General features: G+C 69.9%; 20 protein-coding genes. 5 read left to right on the top strand and 15 right to left on the bottom strand.

The window, feature by feature from the left end; translation table 11 throughout:
- Positions 1–191 precede the first annotated feature (191 nt).
- Together StrepF001_RS42255 and StrepF001_RS42250 are read right to left on the bottom strand one after the other, a co-directional pair.
- Complete coding sequence (locus StrepF001_RS42255; protein ID WP_129803387.1) at positions 192–656, bottom strand: DUF5131 family protein; 465 nt, start codon at positions 654–656, stop codon at positions 192–194.
- A 189-nt stretch (positions 657–845) separates the two neighbouring features.
- The gene (locus tag StrepF001_RS42250; RefSeq protein ID WP_276322893.1) at positions 846–1,532 is read right to left on the bottom strand and encodes a DUF5131 family protein; all 687 of its coding nucleotides are present in this window, start codon (positions 1,530–1,532) and stop codon (positions 846–848) included.
- 391 nt (positions 1,533–1,923) lie between these two features.
- Here StrepF001_RS42250 and StrepF001_RS49880 point away from each other — a divergent pair, with 391 nt between their 5' ends.
- Positions 1,924–2,058, top strand: coding sequence for a hypothetical protein (locus StrepF001_RS49880; protein WP_276322892.1), 135 nt, complete (start codon positions 1,924–1,926; stop codon positions 2,056–2,058).
- A 218-nt stretch (positions 2,059–2,276) separates the two neighbouring features.
- Here the strand turns inward: StrepF001_RS49880 and StrepF001_RS42245 are convergent, their stop codons facing one another.
- From StrepF001_RS42245 to StrepF001_RS42235, 3 genes are read right to left on the bottom strand one after another with little or no spacing between them, the layout of a single operon-like run.
- On the bottom strand, positions 2,277–3,335 hold the full coding sequence (locus StrepF001_RS42245) for a hypothetical protein (RefSeq protein WP_129803385.1): 1,059 nt from the start codon (positions 3,333–3,335) through the stop codon (positions 2,277–2,279).
- Positions 3,336–3,344: 9 nt separating this feature from the next.
- On the bottom strand, positions 3,345–3,704 hold the full coding sequence (locus StrepF001_RS42240) for a hypothetical protein (RefSeq protein ID WP_129803384.1): 360 nt from the start codon (positions 3,702–3,704) through the stop codon (positions 3,345–3,347).
- A 9-nt stretch (positions 3,705–3,713) separates the two neighbouring features.
- Positions 3,714–5,003: a CHAT domain-containing protein gene (locus tag StrepF001_RS42235; RefSeq protein ID WP_129803383.1), complete on the bottom strand. Its 1,290-nt coding sequence runs from the start codon at positions 5,001–5,003 to the stop codon at positions 3,714–3,716.
- A 174-nt stretch (positions 5,004–5,177) separates the two neighbouring features.
- Between StrepF001_RS42235 and StrepF001_RS42230 the strand changes: the two genes are divergently transcribed.
- Positions 5,178–7,436 carry a hypothetical protein gene (locus tag StrepF001_RS42230; RefSeq protein WP_129803382.1) on the top strand — a complete coding sequence of 753 codons (2,259 nt, stop codon included), beginning with the start codon at positions 5,178–5,180 and terminating at the stop codon, positions 7,434–7,436.
- A gap of 141 nt (positions 7,437–7,577) precedes the next feature.
- Here StrepF001_RS42230 and StrepF001_RS42225 read toward each other — a convergent pair whose 3' ends face one another.
- The 10 genes from StrepF001_RS42225 to StrepF001_RS49125 form a co-directional block, all read right to left on the bottom strand.
- Positions 7,578–7,787 carry a hypothetical protein gene (locus tag StrepF001_RS42225; RefSeq protein ID WP_129803381.1) on the bottom strand — a complete coding sequence of 70 codons (210 nt, stop codon included), beginning with the start codon at positions 7,785–7,787 and terminating at the stop codon, positions 7,578–7,580.
- Between the two features lie 74 nt (positions 7,788–7,861).
- Positions 7,862–8,704, bottom strand: a complete 843-nt coding sequence (gene dnaN / locus StrepF001_RS42220) for a DNA polymerase III subunit beta (RefSeq protein WP_240797958.1) — start codon at positions 8,702–8,704, stop codon at positions 7,862–7,864.
- 328 nt (positions 8,705–9,032) lie between these two features.
- Positions 9,033–9,722: a 2OG-Fe(II) oxygenase family protein gene (locus StrepF001_RS42215; RefSeq protein ID WP_129803379.1), complete on the bottom strand. Its 690-nt coding sequence runs from the start codon at positions 9,720–9,722 to the stop codon at positions 9,033–9,035.
- Positions 9,719–10,390 carry a hypothetical protein gene (locus StrepF001_RS42210; RefSeq protein WP_129803378.1) on the bottom strand — a complete coding sequence of 224 codons (672 nt, stop codon included), beginning with the start codon at positions 10,388–10,390 and terminating at the stop codon, positions 9,719–9,721. Before StrepF001_RS42210 ends, StrepF001_RS42215 begins: the two co-directional genes overlap by 4 nt.
- On the bottom strand, positions 10,387–11,118 hold the full coding sequence (locus StrepF001_RS42205; RefSeq protein WP_129803377.1) for a hypothetical protein: 732 nt from the start codon (positions 11,116–11,118) through the stop codon (positions 10,387–10,389). The genes StrepF001_RS42210 and StrepF001_RS42205 overlap by 4 nt, the downstream gene beginning before the upstream one ends.
- Positions 11,100–11,771 (bottom strand): hypothetical protein, encoded by a 672-nt coding sequence (locus tag StrepF001_RS42200; RefSeq protein WP_129803376.1) that lies wholly within the window; start codon positions 11,769–11,771, stop codon positions 11,100–11,102. Before StrepF001_RS42200 ends, StrepF001_RS42205 begins: the two co-directional genes overlap by 19 nt.
- Positions 11,768–12,652, bottom strand: coding sequence for a hypothetical protein (locus StrepF001_RS42195; RefSeq protein ID WP_129803375.1), 885 nt, complete (start codon positions 12,650–12,652; stop codon positions 11,768–11,770). Before StrepF001_RS42195 ends, StrepF001_RS42200 begins: the two co-directional genes overlap by 4 nt.
- Complete coding sequence (locus StrepF001_RS42190; protein ID WP_129803374.1) at positions 12,649–13,416, bottom strand: hypothetical protein; 768 nt, start codon at positions 13,414–13,416, stop codon at positions 12,649–12,651. The genes StrepF001_RS42195 and StrepF001_RS42190 overlap by 4 nt, the downstream gene beginning before the upstream one ends.
- Positions 13,417–13,424: 8 nt before the next feature.
- A complete protein-coding gene (locus StrepF001_RS42185; protein ID WP_129803373.1) occupies positions 13,425–13,970 on the bottom strand; it encodes a hypothetical protein in 546 nt (181 codons plus the stop codon).
- Between the two features lie 2 nt (positions 13,971–13,972).
- Positions 13,973–14,311, bottom strand: coding sequence for a pentapeptide repeat-containing protein (locus tag StrepF001_RS49125; protein WP_129803372.1), 339 nt, complete (start codon positions 14,309–14,311; stop codon positions 13,973–13,975).
- Between the two features lie 303 nt (positions 14,312–14,614).
- Between StrepF001_RS49125 and StrepF001_RS42175 the strand changes: the two genes are divergently transcribed.
- The 3 genes from StrepF001_RS42175 to StrepF001_RS42160 all read left to right on the top strand — a co-directional run bounded on the left by StrepF001_RS42175 (position 14,615) and on the right by StrepF001_RS42160 (position 17,524).
- Positions 14,615–14,935 carry a hypothetical protein gene (locus StrepF001_RS42175; protein ID WP_240797957.1) on the top strand — a complete coding sequence of 107 codons (321 nt, stop codon included), beginning with the start codon at positions 14,615–14,617 and terminating at the stop codon, positions 14,933–14,935.
- A gap of 592 nt (positions 14,936–15,527) precedes the next feature.
- Positions 15,528–16,193 carry a helix-turn-helix domain-containing protein gene (locus StrepF001_RS42165; RefSeq protein ID WP_129803371.1) on the top strand — a complete coding sequence of 222 codons (666 nt, stop codon included), beginning with the start codon at positions 15,528–15,530 and terminating at the stop codon, positions 16,191–16,193.
- On the top strand, positions 16,190–17,524 hold the full coding sequence (locus StrepF001_RS42160; RefSeq protein ID WP_129803370.1) for an MFS transporter: 1,335 nt from the start codon (positions 16,190–16,192) through the stop codon (positions 17,522–17,524). The genes StrepF001_RS42165 and StrepF001_RS42160 overlap by 4 nt, the downstream gene beginning before the upstream one ends.
- The last annotated feature ends 127 nt before the right edge of the window (positions 17,525–17,651 follow it).

The raw sequence follows: 17,651 nt of genomic DNA, 5'->3' as shown, positions 1-17,651 counted from the left end.
GGAGGAAAGGGGGCGGTGCGGTCGGGTCCATTCGTGTCTCCGAGGTCGGGGCTGGCGCCCATGCTGTCAGCCCGGCTGCAGGTCATCTGGCAGATCTCCGGGGGTGGGCATCACTGGCGTCCTCCGCAGGCGGTGCCCATGAGACGGGCAGAGGACGGCGGTCTTTACGGCGTAAAGACCGCCGAGGGGAGTCAGGCTTCGGCAGCTGTTGCCCGAGCAGGACGGAGAGGCGGCACGGCGTCGTGCAGTCGGCCGTCCAGGAGGCGCCCGGTCTTCTTCTTGCCGAGGCGGACCATCTCGACGCGATGCCCGAGTCCGTCGACCGGATCGCCCACCAGTGCATGGCCGCGCTGATTCCCACCGATGGCGATGCGGCCGGACGGCGCCCACTCCCCCCACTGCTTGAAGAAGAACGGCACTCCCGCCCTGGCGCATTCGTCCCGCAACTGGCGAGCCGAGTCGGGATGCATGGGCCGAGCCCGGGGGCCGCTTTCTCCTCCTGCGATCACCCAGGCGATCGCGGGAGAATGCAGGCCATGCCGCGTGCCGAGATCACCACTGCCGAAGTCGCTTCCGCCTACGCTTCCGGAGAGACCATCCAGGAGATCGTGGAGCGGCTCGGAACCAGCCGCGGAACGGTTTGGCGCCGCCTTCACGCGAGCGGGGTTGCCGTTCGGAGACGCGGTGGGAAGCGCGCTCCCTTGAGTATCAGCATCCCCACGGACCCAGGTGTACTGGGGTACATCGCCGGAATGTTGGACGGTGAAGGGAACCTGTACTCGCGAGGAAGTCCGCCCAAGACCGCGGCGTCCGCGTGACGATTTACAGCACCACTCCTGAGGTCATTACATGGCTGGAGACCACTGTGGGGGGGGGGACGCGTCCGATGGGACCACGCCCGCGTCGAGCGCCACGGATGGAAGCCGATGGGCGATTGGTCCATCACCCGCGCAGCAGATGTCGTTGCGCTGCTCACAGCGCTGCTCCCCTACCTCATCATCAAGCGCGACAAGGCCGCTGACGCCATTGCCCTGCTGGGGGAAGAGCCACCGGCGTAGGTCGACCGGTCCCAGCAGGGGTTCGCAAGACAGGAACCGGACGCGGGCGTTGATCTGGAGGAGGAGGGGGATCCGTTCGTCGGCGCGGCGCTGGTCCTCGACGGACGTGCCGATCCACACGTGGTCCGGCCACGCGTCCTTCCAGGGTGCCATGGCGGTCACGTTCTCTGGCCGCTTGGTCAGTAACTGCCAGCGCAGCCACGGCGTCTGCTCGATGAGCTCCCAGAACCGCTCGCGGGCGGTGGTGACCTGGGGGTGGTCCTCAAACACGTCGCCCATGGATGCGGTGAACACGCGGAGGGGAACGCCGGCCTCCTGCGCTTCGCGGTTCCACTTCAGGGGCTGGCGCCAGTTCGTGTCGGAGAGCATCCGGCGCTGCCCGCCCAGGTGGAAGACGTCGTGGCCCCATCGGTGGGCCAGCTGGTCTGCGTAGCAGTTCCTGCATCCGGGTGAGATGCGTGAGCATCCCCCCAGGGTTGAAGGTGCGGTCCGTCCATTCGATGGCGGTGTTGTTACCCACGGGTCTTGTCTCCTGCGCGGTTGGAGGTGGTAGTGGTCTCGCTGGTGGGCGAGTGGTTGAGGTAGGAGGCGTATGCGAGCTCCGCGAACCGCCAGGCTGCTGGGGTGTGCCGCTGCGGCCGCCAGGGCTGGGGGGCGACGAGGGTCTCGAGTTCGCCGTTGCCGTGGTCGAGGAAGACGCCGATGCCCCAGAAGTCGCCTCGGTCAGCAGGTAGTCGCGGCGCGGCGGGTTGGGGGTGACGACGGCACGCGCGCAGAACGGGGCGTAGGAGCTTGCTCGGCCGATGCTGTCGCGGGTGCAGGTGGCGTGGACGGTGGCGAGGTCGACGCGGCAGGGACGGATGGCGTGGCGGGTGACGAGGCCGAGGGTGAGGTTCAGGATGCCGGCGGGGGCTCGGCGTATGTCGCGCTGCTGGCGCTCGGTCAGGTCGTCGACCGGGACGGGGATGCCGGTCGGGAGGGCCATCAGCGTGTCCAGTAGGGCGCAGTGCGAGTCGTTGATGTGCGCGAGCCCGGTCTGCTGTCGGCGGGTGTTCTCGGCGGGGTCAAAGGTCAGGTGCAGGGTCGCGGCACGGTAGCCGTGCGGCGACGGCACCGGTATGGGGCCAGTCACGTGGTGATCCTCGCCCGGGCGATCCGCGCCCAGGCGCCGCGCGCTGGCCGTGCTGAAAGCGGGTCTTGCGGATTTCGCCCCGCCGGTCACCCGGTCGGCGGGGCGACGTAGGTGAGGCCGGGCTCGTCCAGGCCTCCCCACAGCAGGTTGGTCACCCGGGGGCCACCGATGCGCCGCTCCTCGTCCGGCGATGTCGGCCGGGGCAGGTGCAGGGCGTCGTAGAGCCGGAACCGGTACAGGTCGAAGGCCGATCCGGTGAGTTCGCCGAACAGGCCGGCGGCGCCCAGGACCCCGCCGTAGTACGCCAGCGCGGGCACGACGACGGCGATCGGAACCGCCCACCACGTCCAGGGCGCCCAGACGACGAACAGCGCGCCCCACAGCCAGGTACGGGTAGCCCGGTCCAGCACCGACCGGGCCTGGACGAGTTCGGTCCTGGCGTCGTCGGGCAGCACGAGCCACAGGGCGTACCAGCACACCACCGCGTCCAGGCCGTACTTGTCGGCCGGACGTCGTTCGGTCGCGCGCAGGATGTCACCCAGCCGGGTCGGCATACCCAGGCCTTCATGCCGCGGGGCCTCGCGCAGGAACCTGCGCGCGCGCCCCAAATCGGCGGTCATCCGGGCGTCCAGGCCGATGTTGCGCCGCGCACGCAGGTCGCGCAGCTGGCTGACGTCCGGCTGGGAAGCCCGCTCCAGGTCACGCAGTTCCATGAACTCCCCGACTGTCAGCGTGCCCAGACGCTGGCGCGTATTCAGGTCGTCGAGGCGCCGCGTCCAGCGGGCGTGGCGGCGCCGGCGGTGGGCCACCAGCCGGTCTCGTAGCCAGCGCGGCCGTGACCAGTAGCCCTCGAGCAGGCGCAGCAGCGGTAGCGTCAGCCGTTCGGCGGCGATCGCCGACCCGGCTACTAGCAGCAGGCATCCCGCGACAAGGAGCACGTGTGAAAGGCCGGGCATCCGCTCGAACTGCTCCGCCGTCACGGTCAGCTCCGCGGCCCAGCCGCGGCTGCGCACACCCGAGCCGTGACTGCTCCACCAGATCGCGGCAAATCCGCCCGCCCAGAACAGGAACGCGGGGGTCAGGATGCGAACGGCCCACTGCTTGGCGAACTCGCTGCCCAGCCCCGACCAGAACGCCGTCAGCATCGCCGGCGCTCAGCCGTCGTACCGTTCGAGCGCGGCGCCGTCGTGCGGGCACACCAGCACCTCACTGGTCACCACCTCGCGGACCGTCGAGTAGTCCCGGTTCGGGCAGACGAACAACACCCCAAGCTGGGAGGTCGAGTCACCTGGCAGGGTAGTGATCGAGCGATCGTTGTCGGTCTCCACCCAGTCGCGGACCGCGGGATGCGATTGCAGCACCTGCCTGAGGGCGGCCGCCGCGGTGCCGGCTGGCTGCTCCAGCGCCTGCCCGAGATCACGGTCCAGCCGCTCCCGCTCGTCGGCGTCGGCAACCAGCACCGGAAGTTCCGCGCGGATCTGCTCGGCCAGCGCGCGCAGTTCGTTATCTGTCATCGACGCTCCTCAGGCCCCGACGTGGGTGAAGGCACCCCAGTTGTGGATCGTGCGGTGGCTGTGCAGGTCCGGCGGCAGTAGGTCGAGCCACCCGAGGAACGCATCGGCCACGGTCGCTGGCATCCACGCGGCCCGCTCGCCGACCGCCGTGCGGTAGCAATCGGCCTTCTCCCCGTTCGTGGTGTCGCGCAACCACCGTTGGGCAGTGCGCAGCGCGTGTGCCGGCGGCATCCGTTCCCACCACCAGCAGCGATAGAACTCAGTCATCAACATGGCGGTGGCGCGGTCAGGCACCGCCCACTGTGACGCCACCACCCCGGCGACCCCGGCCTGCAGCAGCCCGGTCGGCAACGCCACCACCTCGTCGGGCAGGTCCGTGCCGGGCATCGCCGTCTCGCAGGCGGACAGGACCGCCAGCCGGACGCGCAACTGAAGCTCCAGTAGCCGGCGCAGGGTGACCTGGCCGCCGGCGAGCAGCAGGCCGCTGTCCAGCGGGCTGTCGAGCCGGGCGAAGCCGTGGCAGGCGAGGTGCAGCACGTCGGCCTCCGGTGCAGCCCGTTCGAAGGCAAGGAACGTCGCGTCGTTTCCGTGCAGAGTGGTCCCGGCGGTCGGGAAGGCCGCGGCGGCCGATCCCGCTTCATGCCGCGCCATCGCGAGCCGGGCGGCCGGCACCGGCCACGGGTCGGCGATCGCCAGCAGCCGGCTCGGCGTGATCTCGGCGGCGAGCCGGCGGGCCGCCGCCAGCGACCGTGCGTTGGGCGCGTAGCTGAGCGGCAACACGTCAAGCGCGTAGCGGCGCCCGGACCCGGCCGTGCTGTCCGGCGTCCACGCCGCATGCAGCGGCAGCAGTCCGAGCAACCCACCAGCGACCAGCACCGCGCCGCCAGCCCCGCCGGCGGCTCCGAGTTCGGCGAGGACCGGGCCCATGGCGTCGTCCCAGAGCCATGCGGTCACGTCGTCGAGGGAGCCGTCCCACCGGGCGCGGTTGTCGCGGGGCGCGGCCCGGTACCGGGAATGCGCCTCGAGGTGCCGGCGCGTGCGCTCCTGCACGGACGCAGCCGAGAGGTGTTGCAGCGGGACGTGGGCGACGTCGGTGCCGCGAACGATCAACGCCAGCCCGCCGGGTTCCGCGGCGGCGACGTAGACCAGGGGACTGGCCTGTGCCGCGCCGGCGACGTCCTCGAACGTCGGTGGGGCGAGGAATTCCGCGTACTCCGGCACCGCACGGATCTCGTCAATGACGGCGTCCAACTCGTCGCGCGCGGCCCGGATGTCGTCAAGGCTCGTCCCGTCCGCCATGCCGACCCTCCTGCCGACCCGGGCCAGTCGGCCTCGCGTGCCATCCTGCCGCAACCGTGCCGCGCACCGGAATCCGCACCGGCCGTCCCCACCAGAGTATCGTGAAACGGATATATACGACGAAAGGACGCGGCGATGGACGACCTGACAGCGGCCGACGTCGGCCTGCTGACCGTGCTCATGGACCTGGTCTCGGCGAGCACCTGGGACGAGGCACGCGACGTCGTCGACCAGAATCCCGTCCTGCTGACCGACCGTGCGCTCGTCCTTCTCGACCTGGCGGGAAGCCAGTTCTCCACGCCCGACAACGGCGGCGACGACATCATCCGGCCGTTTCGCCGCTTCCTCACCCGCAGCCGCGAGATCGGCACAGTGGCCGCCTGGGAGGAGCAAACCGGTCGACGGCTACCGTCCTGGCTCACGCCGTATGCGGATCGAATCGAGTCCACCGAGGACGTGACGGCGGAGGTACAGGCGTACGAGGAGATCCTCGCCCAAGCGGAATTCGTCGGGCTGACGCCGCAACTGCGGGCCCAGGTCCTGGGTCGGGCGGCCTCAGCGCTGTTACGGCGATCCGAAGCCGGTCCACAACACGACGACATCGATCGGGCTCTGCGGCTGCTGGACGAGGCGGGACCGCTCGTCCCGGACGACAGCGAAGTCGGCGGTGAAGTGCTCAGCTACCTCCTGTTCGGCCACATGCGCCGCTACGAGCGCGACGGTGCGGAGCGCGACCTGGCGGCGGCAATGGACGTCCTGCGCCGACAAGACCGGCGCGATGGCAACGAGGTGTCCGACCACGTTCACTACGTGGCGACGATGGGCTTCGCGCTGCTCCACCGCTACGAACGCCACGGCATACCGGCGTCGCTGAACTCGGCGGTGCGGATCCTGCAGCAGGCCGTCGACGCTTCCACAGTGGACGATCCCGAGCTTCCCGGCCGGTTGGATCAGCTTGGCGGGGCACGGTTGCGGCTATACGAACTCGAAGGATCCGCAGCCCAGTTGGGGAGGTCGGTGGCGTGCCTGGCGCGAGCGGCCGAGATGACGGCGGCGTCGGCGCCGGAGCGGCCCGGCCGGTTGAGCAACCTCGGCAACGCGTTGCTGACCCGGTACGAACGCGACGGGACACTGGCCGACCTGGACGCTGCGATCGCCGCATTCGAGGAGTCGCTCGACGATGCCACGCCCGATGCGCTCGCATCGTTCCTGAGCAACTACAGCAACGGGCTCTGGCGACGCTACGAACGCGTCGGCAACCCGGCGGATCAGGACGGGGCGATCGCCGCCCTGCAGGCGGCCGCCGACGCGGCCACCTCGGACCGTCGCCTGCTCACGGCGGTCAAGAACAACCTCGGGTTCAATCTGCGTCAGCGTTACGAACGGCGAGGTCGGCTCGATGACCTGGACGCGGCCATCGTCAGGTTGCGGGAGGCGGTCGACCTGCTTGCCGATTCTGGACCCGCGGCCGCCTTAACGGTCAACAACCTGGGCAGTGCCTTGCTCCGTCGCTACGAGCACGCCGGGGAGCCGGACGACCTGGCCGAGAGCATCGCGGTCCTTCGTCGCGCGGTCGAGACGGTCACGCCAGATGCCCCGGAGCGGCCGACGTTCCTCGCCAATCTGGGAACGGCGTTGCGGCTCTCGGTCGAGGAGCACGGCGAGTCAGGTGACATCGCCGAAATGCTCGCGGTGTCCGAACTCGCTGTCGCCCTGTCGCCGGACGGCTCCACAGATCTTCCCCGCCGCCTGATCGGCCTGGGCGCAGCGCTCGACTTGGCCGCCCGCGACGACCCGGCGGGTACCGACGTCGAGCGCGCGGCCGACCTGCTACGGCGTGCCGTCGACCTGACCCCGGCCGACTCGCCCGATCTTCCGCGCCGACTCAACGTGCTGGGTGTTTGCCTGATGCGTGCCGAGGGACGCGGTCGGCCGGGCTCCCAACCGGGCGGCGCCACCGCCGTCCTGCGTCGAGCCTGCGAGTCCGGGCTCGTGGTCGACGTCGCAACTACCCTCGCGACAGCCACCGTCTGGGGGAACTGGGCGCAGTCCCGCCAGGCGTGGTCGGAGGCCGCCGAGGCGTACGGATTCGGCATGGCCGCGATGCGCTCGCTGGTCCACGTGCAACTGATGCGCAGCGAGAAGGAGGACGCCTTACGCCGGGCGGGTGAACTCGGGGCGTCGGCCGCGTACGCCAGCGCCGCATCCGGCGCACCCGTCGCTGCCGTAGTCGCGCTGGAGCAGGGGCGGGCCGCGCTGCTCGACGACGCGCTCCAGCGCGACCGGGCGGACCTGGACCAGTTGCGGCAGGGCGACGGACGCTCACTCGTCGAACGATTCGAGGCGGCGGCCGCCCGGGAACGCGACCTGCAGGGGCGGGTCAGGGAGTCGACGCTGGCTGCCGGGCGCTCGCAAGCCGGTTCCACCGGGTGAGGAGCACGGTGAACCGCCCCCGCAACTCGCCCCGTCCGTCGGTGCCCAACCGTTCGACGTCGATCGTGCAGGTCCAGCGCCTCGCTGAGAACGACGGCGCGCCCCCGTTCCAGGGCAAGCGTCACGGCCGGCATGCCTGGCTCAACACGCTGACTTGCCAAGGAAGACGAATGCGACCGGGTACGAGTCGCCGTACGGCCCCTCCAGGCCGCTGATCTGCAGGCCGGCGTGGGTGAGGAATCCGCACTGCTCGGCCTCTTCTCCGGCGGGGGTCCACATGTGCTCGGTCGGGTAGAGGGTGCCGTCGTCGGCCTCGTTGGTTTCGATCTCGTACAGGGCAGTGGGGGTCACCAAGTCTCCGCAGGGTGTGTGGGCGGGGAGCCGGACGTATCACCGGCCTCCCCGCGGACAGGGGGCCGGGTGTTTCAGCTGACCCGGATCGGCATGAGGAGGTAGCGCAGCGCCTGCTCGTCGCTGCCGTGCCCGCGCAGGACGGCGGGCTTGGTGCTGGTGGTGAAGTGGAAGTCGACGGATTCGGCGGTGAGGGTGTTCAGGCCGTCGAGGAGGAAGGCGGGGTTGAAGGCCACGGTGAGTTCGTCGCCGTCGAGGTTGGTGTCGACGTTGTCGACGGCTTGGGCGTCGTCGCTGGTGCCGGCCTCCAGGACGAGGGTGTCGTCGGCGGCGAAGGTGAGCCTGAGCGGGGATTCCTTGGCGGCGACCAGGGCGACGCGCTGGACGGCGTCCTTGAGCGCGGCGATTTCCACGGTGGCGGTGTGGTTGAACTCGGTGGGGAAGAGGCTTTGGTATTTGGGCAGGTCGCCTTCCAGGCCGCGCAGGGTGGTGGTGCTGTGGTCGGTGCGCAGGGTGAACAGGCCGTTGACTCCGGCGGCGTCGGGGAGGGCGAGGTCGATGGTGGTGTCGTCGGCGACGGCTTTCACGGCGTCCAGGAGCGGTTTTCCGGGCGCGAGTGCGGTGCAGTCGGCGGTGAGGTCGCAGTTCTTCCAGGCGATGGTGCGCACGGCGAACCGGTAGCGGTCGGTGGCGGCCAGGGTGAGGGTGCCGTCCTCCTGGTCGTGGCGGAGCTGGATGCCGGTGAGGACGGGCAGGGTGTCGTCCTTGCCGACCGCGCAGGCGACCTGGGCGATGGCTTCGGCGAAGGCGGGGCCGGGCAGGGCGCCGGAGGTTGCGCCGGCCTCGGGCAGCGCCGGGTACTCCTCCAGTTTTCCGCGTGGACAGGTGTGCGCGTTGATTCTGACCTGCACAAGCACGTCACGAACATGTCCGTGACGTTTGCTTGCGGAGGGACGGCTGCTGCGGGTTCTGCTGGCTACGCGATCATGTGCGACATACTCGCCGCAGTCCCGTACGAGGGCTTGGCGGCCGCGCTGACACCGCTGCGGGGCGATCCCTGTCTCGGCGCCGCAGCCATGCCCGGTCTTGATCATGTGTGGCTCTTGCCGCAGGATTGCCGGATGGCGACCTTAGGAGGGCCTTCCATGCCTTCCGGTCCTCCGTACGGCTGCAGGGCCTGCAGTTGGGCTGGCAGAACGCGAGATCGTCGTCCTCCCAGTCCTCGGCGTGGAGGCGCTCCTCGTTCTAGGACACAAAGTAGGCGCACGACAGCCGGGGCCGGTCCGCCTCATCGGGCAGCGGATTGCGGACGCGGTGCTCGGTGGCCCGGAAGGCACCGTACGTGGCCGCCTCCAGCTCCTGGCCGGTGTGGACGAGAAGACAGCGGCGGGTGTCGTCGACCGGAAGCCAGCCCCCGGCAGTGGCGATCTCCAGACCGGGAGCGCTCGCCGGGGCGAGGATCGTCAGCGCGTTGAGGTCGGTGTGCGAGACGGTGCGCAGGTTCCCACGGTCGGCCAGCGCCCGCATCAGGCGTGACGCGGGCTCACCGGTCAGCGGCGGGTAGCGCATGACGCGCAGACAGCCGTGCCGGGGCCGGTGCGCCACCGGGCGGCCCAGCAAGGCGCCCAGCGCCGCGGTCATGGACGCAGCCGCCTCGGTCAGCAGGCCCATCAGGTCGGCCGTGGCGGCGGCCGTCGCAGGAGGCGGGGACATCCGGGGCCGCAGGTAGAAGCTTTCCTTCATCTCGCAGCCACCCGGCAGGCAGAGCGGGATGTAGCCGCTGGGACCGGCGAGGTCGCCCGGGATCGCGTACTTGCCGGTGCCGCGGAAGAAGGAATCCCACGCCGCATAGGCCGCGTCCACGATCGCGACCTCAGCGGCGGACAGCGGGAGCGCGCAGTAGGTGTCGGCGCGCAGCCCATCGAGCGGCGTCATCGCAGGCCGCCGAGCACCGCGGCGAGCTGGCGGCCGGGAATCGGGCGGGCGTACAGCCGTACTCTGGAGAGGCCGCGGCCGTCGACGGTGCAGGCCACGTAGCCCAGCGGCGCGCGCAGCTGGCGGAACCGGGCCGACAGCGCCGGGGCCAGCGCGACCGGCAGCTCCCGCGTGGCGGCGTTTATCTTCAGGCGGGGACGCGGCCCGGTCAGCGTCACACCGACATGGGTGATCCAGCCGAGCCGGGCCATCGTCTCGAGGGCCGCACCGGCCGCCGCATCGGTCACCCCGGCCCGACCGCACACCAGGGACACCACATCGCGCAGCGCCGGCATCCGCTCGGCGGCCGCGGACAGATAGACCGTCCGCTCGCACCGCCCAGCGGGCCGGAACCGATCGGCGATCAGCGTGACCGGCCCCAGGTCGGCGTACTCGTCCTCGACCGGGTCGCGGTACCACGTGACCGCCACCCACCGATCACGTACGAGATCACAGCGGACGAACCGGCGGCCGAACAAGGACATCGCGGGATTCGCCGACGGCCAGCCCGCCAGCAGCCGACCGCAGAGCTCCGGGTTCTCCGCCGGCACCAGCACCCCGACCGCGTCCGTCCCGGTCGCGACGCTGATCTCGGCTTCGGCGCACCCGCCCAGCACGTCGAGGATCACCAGTAGAGCACCCAGCCGCCGGAGTCCCGCACGCCGTGTCCCTGCAGGGTGATGCGCTGGTCGCCTGGGTACCGGACCGGAACCGCAGCGATCCGGTGCATGATCGGAGCGAGCTGCACCGACATCCGGCCGACGCGGTACTCGTGGCGCCGCACCGGCTTGGTGTTGCCGAGCAGCTCCATCGTGACGGTCCGGCCGAGCCGCTGGAGCCGGGCCACGTCGGCCTCGACGACGTTCCAGAACTCCAGTGCGCCACCGTATCGGGGCAGCGCGATGGCCAGCGTGAACGACACCAGGTCGTCCTCGGAGGCCAGCGGGAACGGCCAGCGCAGCGACCGGTGCTGGAGATCGAAGTGCTGGTTCGGCCAGCTCTGTGTCGAGACCCCGGCGGACTCGAACACGTGGAAGCCAGGCAGCGCCACCGCCTCCTCGTACCGGGTGGGCGCCCCGAGCAGTGCGGACAACGCGGCGGCGACCTTCTCCAGCAGATCCCCGAAGTGCGTACGGATCAGTCCGTTCTGTTCGGGGAGCCGCGCGTAGTAGGTTTCCTCGGGCCGCTCGGAGGCCATGACGTCGAGGTACGTCGCGACCCCGAGGGTGGCGAACCCCTCGCCCCGAGACAGCCACCGCGGCCGCAGCGCCTCCAGCCGGGCGTAGATGTCGGCGGCTTCACCGTCGTCGAGCAGGTCGACGTCGACGATCGTCGGTGTCACCAGTAGAGGATCCATTCCCCTCCTTCCAGCCGCAGGGCGTGACCCTGCAGGGTGATCCGCCGGTCGCCGGGCGACACCGGATAGTGCGCCCGGCGGTGCAGCGTCCGGCCGGAGTGCACGAGCAGCTCCCCGGCGAGGTAGGGCTCGGCAGTCACGGCGCCGCGCTTGTCGACCGAATTGGGGCGGCAGAACTCGATGCCGGCACCGGCCCGCGGGGTCTCGATCGGCAGCGTGAAGGTCACGCACGGCGAGTACAGGGTGGCCTCGACCGGGAGGTACTGGAACTGCAGGTCCAGGTGGAAACCGTCGCGCATCGCCGAGTGCAGCGACTCGGCCAGGAAGATGTGGAACCCCGGATGCGCGAGCGAGGGGGCGTAGGAACACGGCGCCTCCACCAGCGCGGAGACCGCGTCCCGCACCTGCCCGAGCAGGTCGCCAAACTCCGAAGAGAGCAGCCGGTTGCCCACTCGGGCAAGGGCCCAATAGCTCTCGTACGAGCCATCTCCGCATGCGTCGAGATATGCCGCCGCACTGACGGTGAAGAAGGCGGACCCGCGCTCCACCCAGGCAGAGCGCACGGTGTCGAGCTGGGCCGCGATCTCGGCGCAGGCCGCCGGTTTGAGCAGGGTCACCCGCCGTACGGCTGTGTCGTCGGTCAGCCGGATCATCGCACCAGCACCCGCCGGACCGCCGCGGAGATCGCGCCGTCGCAGCGCCGGTCGTAGAAGTCGTAGCCGGGCATTGGGTTGGCCTCCAGACACCACCAGCGGCCGTCCGGGCTGACCCGGAAGTCCCAGCCGGTGAACACCAGGTCCATCTCGCGCGCGGCGTCCCGCATCAAGGCGAGCACGTCGGACGGCACCTCAAAGGGCCGGTAGACGGCGTCCGATCCGCGGTAGTCGACGGCGTCCGAGTCGATCCGTTCCGCGAACGCCTCGTCGCCTACCAGGTGCACCCGTACGTCGAAGCCGTCGACGCGTTGTTGCAGATGCACCGGCCCGGCGGCCGGCTGGAAGTCGGCGAAGTCGGCGGTCGAGACCAGCTGGGCGGTGCCGCGGGACCCGCACACCGCCTTGACGATCGCCGCCCCGCGCTCGTCGAGGAACGCGCGGATGCGATCGGGGTCGGAACTGGTGAGCGCGGGCGGGACGGCGAATCCGTGCTGGCTGAGCCACCACTCGTGCAGTGGCTTGGCGCCGTTGTGGCTGTGGCCGCCGGGCCGGTTGACGACCGGTCCGGTCACCGCGTCGAGGTAGGCCATGAGGGCTCCGATCAGGTGCCGCCAGGCGCGGCCCCGGTCGGGCGGCAGCACCGGCGACAGGTCCACGGTCCGCAGGTAGTAGGCGCCGTCGGCGGGCAGCACCAGCGGCCGGTCCGCAGCGGTGTGCAGGACCGCGTGATCGCCGTCCGGGTGCAGGGTGATCCGCCACGGGTGCCGTACGACCGCGTGCAGGTCCACGAACGCCACCGGCGTGCCGGCGGCCACCGCCTGCTCGACGAATCGGCAGACCGTGTTGTCGCCCTGGACCCCGACCACATGGATGGTCATCGGGTCAGCCACCTGATCAGCGCCCGAGCGACGTCGGTCAGCACGGGCCGACAGTCCGGGAAGGTCGGGAACGGGTTGACCCGGGCCAGCACCGCTGGCTCGTCGCCGTCCGGGATTGCCCAGCTGACGGCGGCGAACGAGAGCCCGAGCCGGGCGGTGGCGCGCAGGCTGTCGGACTCCAGGTCGCGTGCGCCCAGGTCGGCGGTGGTCACCCGGAACGCGTCGGTGCCGACCACGATTACCTGCTCCCAGCCGCGCGGCCGGCGCAGCGCCCGGGATCGTCCGAAGGGTGCCTCGCCGGCCTCGACGAGCCGCCAGTCGTCCAGGCTCTGGTGGAAGCCGAACTCGGGGTCCGGCCGCATCGCGTGCCAGTAGGCCTCCGCCGCCTCCCCATCGAGGCCGGTGCGCCGGTGGGTGACGACCGCCGAGGCGGAGGTACGGGCGGACCAGCCCCATTCGCCGGGCCGGTTGACGACGGGCCGGTCTGTCAGGGCGGCGGCCGACCAGACGGTGGCGAACGCCTCGCTCCAGGAGAACCGGTCGTCGGCGTCGGACATCGCGGGCTGTGGGCGCAGCGGGCGCAGCAACAGCGCGGCCGGCGGGTCGACGGTGGCCGCCGGGCCGTCCTGGGTGATGGTCATCGCGCGGGCGGCGTCAGTGAGCCTCGCCCGTACGACATGCTCCCGCTCCGCATGGGCGGCTACGGCCGCGCTGAGCGGGTCGTCCGCTTCGTCGATCACGATGATGTCGGCGTCACGCAGCATCGGCAGGCCTAGAAGATCGGCTGGTTGAGCAGCGCGGCCACCCGGATGCTCTGCACCTCGGCGATCAGGTCGAAGGTCTCGGCGGGCAGGACGATCTCGTCGCCGTAGCGGTAGACCAGGTTCTCGGAGCCGGTGTACTTGTCGCCCCGGTCGCTCTGCTCCTTGTCCTTGTCCTTGCCCTCCTTGTCGCCCTCCTTGTCCTTGCCGTCCTTGCCCTCCTTGGCGTCCTTCGCCTCCTTGCCCTCCTTGCCCTCCTTGGCGTCCTTCGCCTCCTTCCCCTCCTTGTCGTCCTTGCCCTCCTTCGCCTCCTTGGACTCCTTGCCGTCCTTCTCCTTGTCCTTGCCCTCCTTGCCGTCCTTCTTGTCCCAGAAGCCGGCCTCCCCGCTGTCCTTGCCGCCGCCCTTGCCGTCCCGCTTCTCGTTCCCGTCGTCCAGCGCCATGTAGATGAGGTCGGACACGTTGCGGGAGACCTGCTCGCTGTGCTCGCGCACCAGACGGCCCAGCATGTCGACCCGGTTGGTGGCCGAGATGAACGGCCGGATCCGCTCGGCCATGGCTACAGACCTCCCTGGGTGCCGTGCAGCAGCCGCAGCAGGTTGCCGATGTTGATCCCGTTGATCACCAGCCGGTCGACGTCGCAGTTGGTGAACTCGACGCCGCGCAGGCTGCAGCCGGTGAACGTCGCGCCATCGAGGTCGCAGTCGTCGAACGCGGAGCCCTCGAAGTTGGACTGATGCAGCCGGGAATTGAAGAACCGCACCTGGGTCAGCACCGAGTGCGAGAGATCGGTTTGCGCGAAAGTCGAACTGACGGCGTTGCCATTGATCAAAAGCATGTTGGGCCGAATCGGAGCGGGCGTCTCCGGTGGCGGCTCCCGTCGTACGGCTTTCGGCATCCTGGGCCTCCCAAAGACCTCGGGGCCGGGTGGCCCGGCATCAACCTAGGTGAGCCGCCGCACCTAGGCCATCAGCCGGGCGACGTAGATTCGACGGGTAAATCTGAGGACAAGCGGCAGGTCGGCGGGCTTGGGAGTGCTACGACTGGCAGGCCTGATGACCGACCGCCGCAGAGGGCTCTGGAGGACTCACGCTCAGGCGCACGCCAGTCGGCGAGGGAGAACGCCCTCAAGGTCAACCACAAGGGGCAGAAGGCCGAGATCGCCGCCGACCACCCGCTCGCCGGGGCGGCTTGGGCGAAGATGAGTCTGGTCCGCGCGAAGGTGACGCTGCCCAACGGCTACTGCGGAGCCCCGGTGCAGACCGACTGCGAGTACGCCAACCCCTGCCTGGACTGCCGGTTCTTCATCACCACCGGTGACTTCCTCCAGCAGCACCGCCGGCAGCGGCAGGAGACCAGCGAACTCATCGCCCAGGCCGAGCAGGCCGGGCTCGCCCGGGTCGCGGAGAAGAACCGCCGCACCCTCGGCAAGCTCGACACGATCATCAGCGCCCTCGAAGGGACCGCCGAGAACCAGATCGTCGTCGGCGGCCAGGTGGAGGACGTCGATGCCGCCAGCTGACAACACCGCCGCACTGGCCGAGGCCACCCGACGCCGCAGCCAGCGCGCCCGCCGCGACGCCGAGAAGGCCATCTCAGCAGCACATCGCGTCGGCAGCCGCACCAGCTTCGCGGCGATCGCGAAGGCGGCCAGCGTTTCAAGATCATGGCTATACACCCAGCCCGACCTCGTGGCCGCCACCAGGCAGATGCAGGACCGGCAGCCCGCCACCGAGCGAACCGGCTCACAGCCCGCGTCGGTCTCCTCCGTCCAGCGACGGCTGGAGACCCGCGCTCGCGCGGATCAAGCAGTTGCGAGCGGAGAACAGCGACCTCGCCGAGCGTCTGGAGATCGCATACGGAGAGATCCGCAGGCTCCGTGGCACGTCTCCTCGAGATGGTTATGTCCAGGAGAACGGACAGCAGACGGTGACCGCTTCGGGAGGCACCACCACCTGACGCGGCAGCACGATCACCGAATACGTCAGTGGGAGGGCGGTGCGGTGCAGGCACGCGACAGATGAGCAGCGGTATATGCGAGGTCGCTGCAACCCCAAATAGTTCTTCGCGAAGAAATTTTTGCGAAGAACTGTTTGCGGTCTAGAGTGCGCGATATGACTGACCCAAGCACGGGGCCGGACAGCCCGAAGACCGAAACGGACTCGATCGTTCTGGATGCCAAGGGGCTGCGCGCCCTGGCGCATCCGGTGCGCGTACAACTGGTCGGGCTGCTGCGGAAGTACGGCCCGTCGACCGCTACCCGCCTCGCGGAGCGGCTCGGCGTGAACTCCGGCACAGCCAGCTACCACCTGCGCCAGCTCGGCGCGGCCGGCTTCGTCGAGGAGGACACCGAACGCGGCAACGCACGAGAGCGCTGGTGGCGTTCGGTGCACAGGACGACCTGGTTCAACGACCCGGAGCTGGCCGAGCGGGAGCCCGAGGCCGCGCTGGCCTACCTGCAGTCCGTCGCTGCCACTTACACCCTGCGCACACAGCGGGCAGTCAACGAGCTTCAGACGATGCCCCGCGCGTGGCGGGACACCTTTGACATGAGCGACTGGGCCTTGCGGCTCACGCCTGAAGAAGCCGCCGCTCTGCGCGAGGAGTTGCGGGCAATCGTCGACCGCTATCGGAGAGACACACCGGAGGCGGCGGCGAAAGCCCCGGAGGGAGCCGAGCGGGTCGCCGTCATCACACACCTCCTGCCTGAACTGGATACGCCCGCCGCGTCGGCGCACCCTTCCAGTCCTCAGAAAGCGACAGGAACGGAGACGTCATGACGGAAGACGTCCCGGACGGCGACATACCCAGCAAACGGTCCTTACGACCGCTGAGCGGGGTGTTGGCGGCCATGGCCGTGTCGCTGACCGGTACTCGGGTCTCTGCCATCGCGCTGCCCTGGTTCGTGCTCGTCACGACGGGCAGCGCCACCCAGACCGGACTGGTCGCCTTCTGCGAGATGACTCCCTACGTGGCGGTCAAGGCGTTCACCGGTCCGTTGGTAGACCGGATCGGCCCGCGAGCCGTTTCCTGGACCACGGATCTGGCCAGCGCAACCGCTGCCGCTGCGGTTCCCCTGTTCCATGCCCTGGACCTGCTGTCCTTTCCGCTCCTGCTGGCCCTGGTCGCGCTGATCGGCTCGGTGCGCGGCCCCGGCGACCTTGCCAAGGAAGTCATGGTCCCGGAAGCGGCCGAGCGCGGCAGGGTGCCGCTGGAGCGGGCCACCGGTCTGTCCGGCGCGACCGAGCGGCTCGCCTCCACCATTGGCCCGGCGGCCGGCGGCTCCCTGGTGGCGCTGCTCGGCCCCATGACGGGGCTTGTCGTCAACGCGGGTTGCTTCGCTCTCGGATCAGTGGTCATCGCGCTGGCGCTGCCCCGCGGGATGGGGCATGCAGTCGCGGAAGCCCCCTCCCAGGCCGGGGAGACAGAACCGGGTTACTGGCGACGATTCGGAGAGGGCTTCACCTTTCTGCGTGGCGAACTGTTGCTGCTGACCGTCATCGTCATGGTCGGGATCACCAACCTGCTGGACGCGGGGTTCACCACGGTGCTCATGCCCGTCTGGGCCAAAGAATCCGGCAACGGGCCAGCTGCGATCGGCCTGATGGGCAGCGTGCTGGGAGCCGCGGCGGTCGCGGGGAGTCTGATCGCTGCGATGGCTGCACACCGGCTGCGACGCCGGACGGTGTTCTTCACCGGGTTCCTGCTGGCTGGGGCGCCGAGATTCCTGATTCTCGCCTTCGATGCACCGATGGGAGCGGTACTGGCCGTGTTCGCCGTCAGTGGATTCGGGGCGGGCTTCCTGAACCCGGTGCTGGGGGCCGTGCTCTTCGAGCGGGTGCCACGCCGGATGTTAGGCCGGGTCAGCGCGCTCGGTGACTCGCTGGCCTGGGCCGGTATCCCTCTCGGTGGACTGATCGCTGGAGCGGTGGTGGCCTCTGTCGGACTTGCGCCGGTGCTACTCGTCGGCGGGGCTGCATACTTCCTCACCACGAACCTGACTGGGCTGCGTCCGGAATGGCGCGAGATGGACCGCGCGGGTCGGCGAGATCCCCAGGAGCGGCAACCCGAGGAAGCCGTTCAGTCAACCAGTGCGAATCTCACAGCATGACGCCTACGGGGGAAAGGGAACTCTCTGGTTGCCTCCTCCCTCAAGCATCGGCGTCACCACGAGCGAGTTGAAGCCGTGAACCGGCAACAGGTTGAGGCCCCGGAGTAAGAGGTCGTCTCATTTGGAA

Source organism: Streptomyces sp. F001 (assembly GCF_004187715.1).
Taxonomy (GTDB): Bacteria; Actinomycetota; Actinomycetes; order Streptomycetales; family Streptomycetaceae; genus Streptomyces; species Streptomyces flavusporus.
This window is presented reverse-complemented; position numbering and strand designations above follow the sequence as displayed.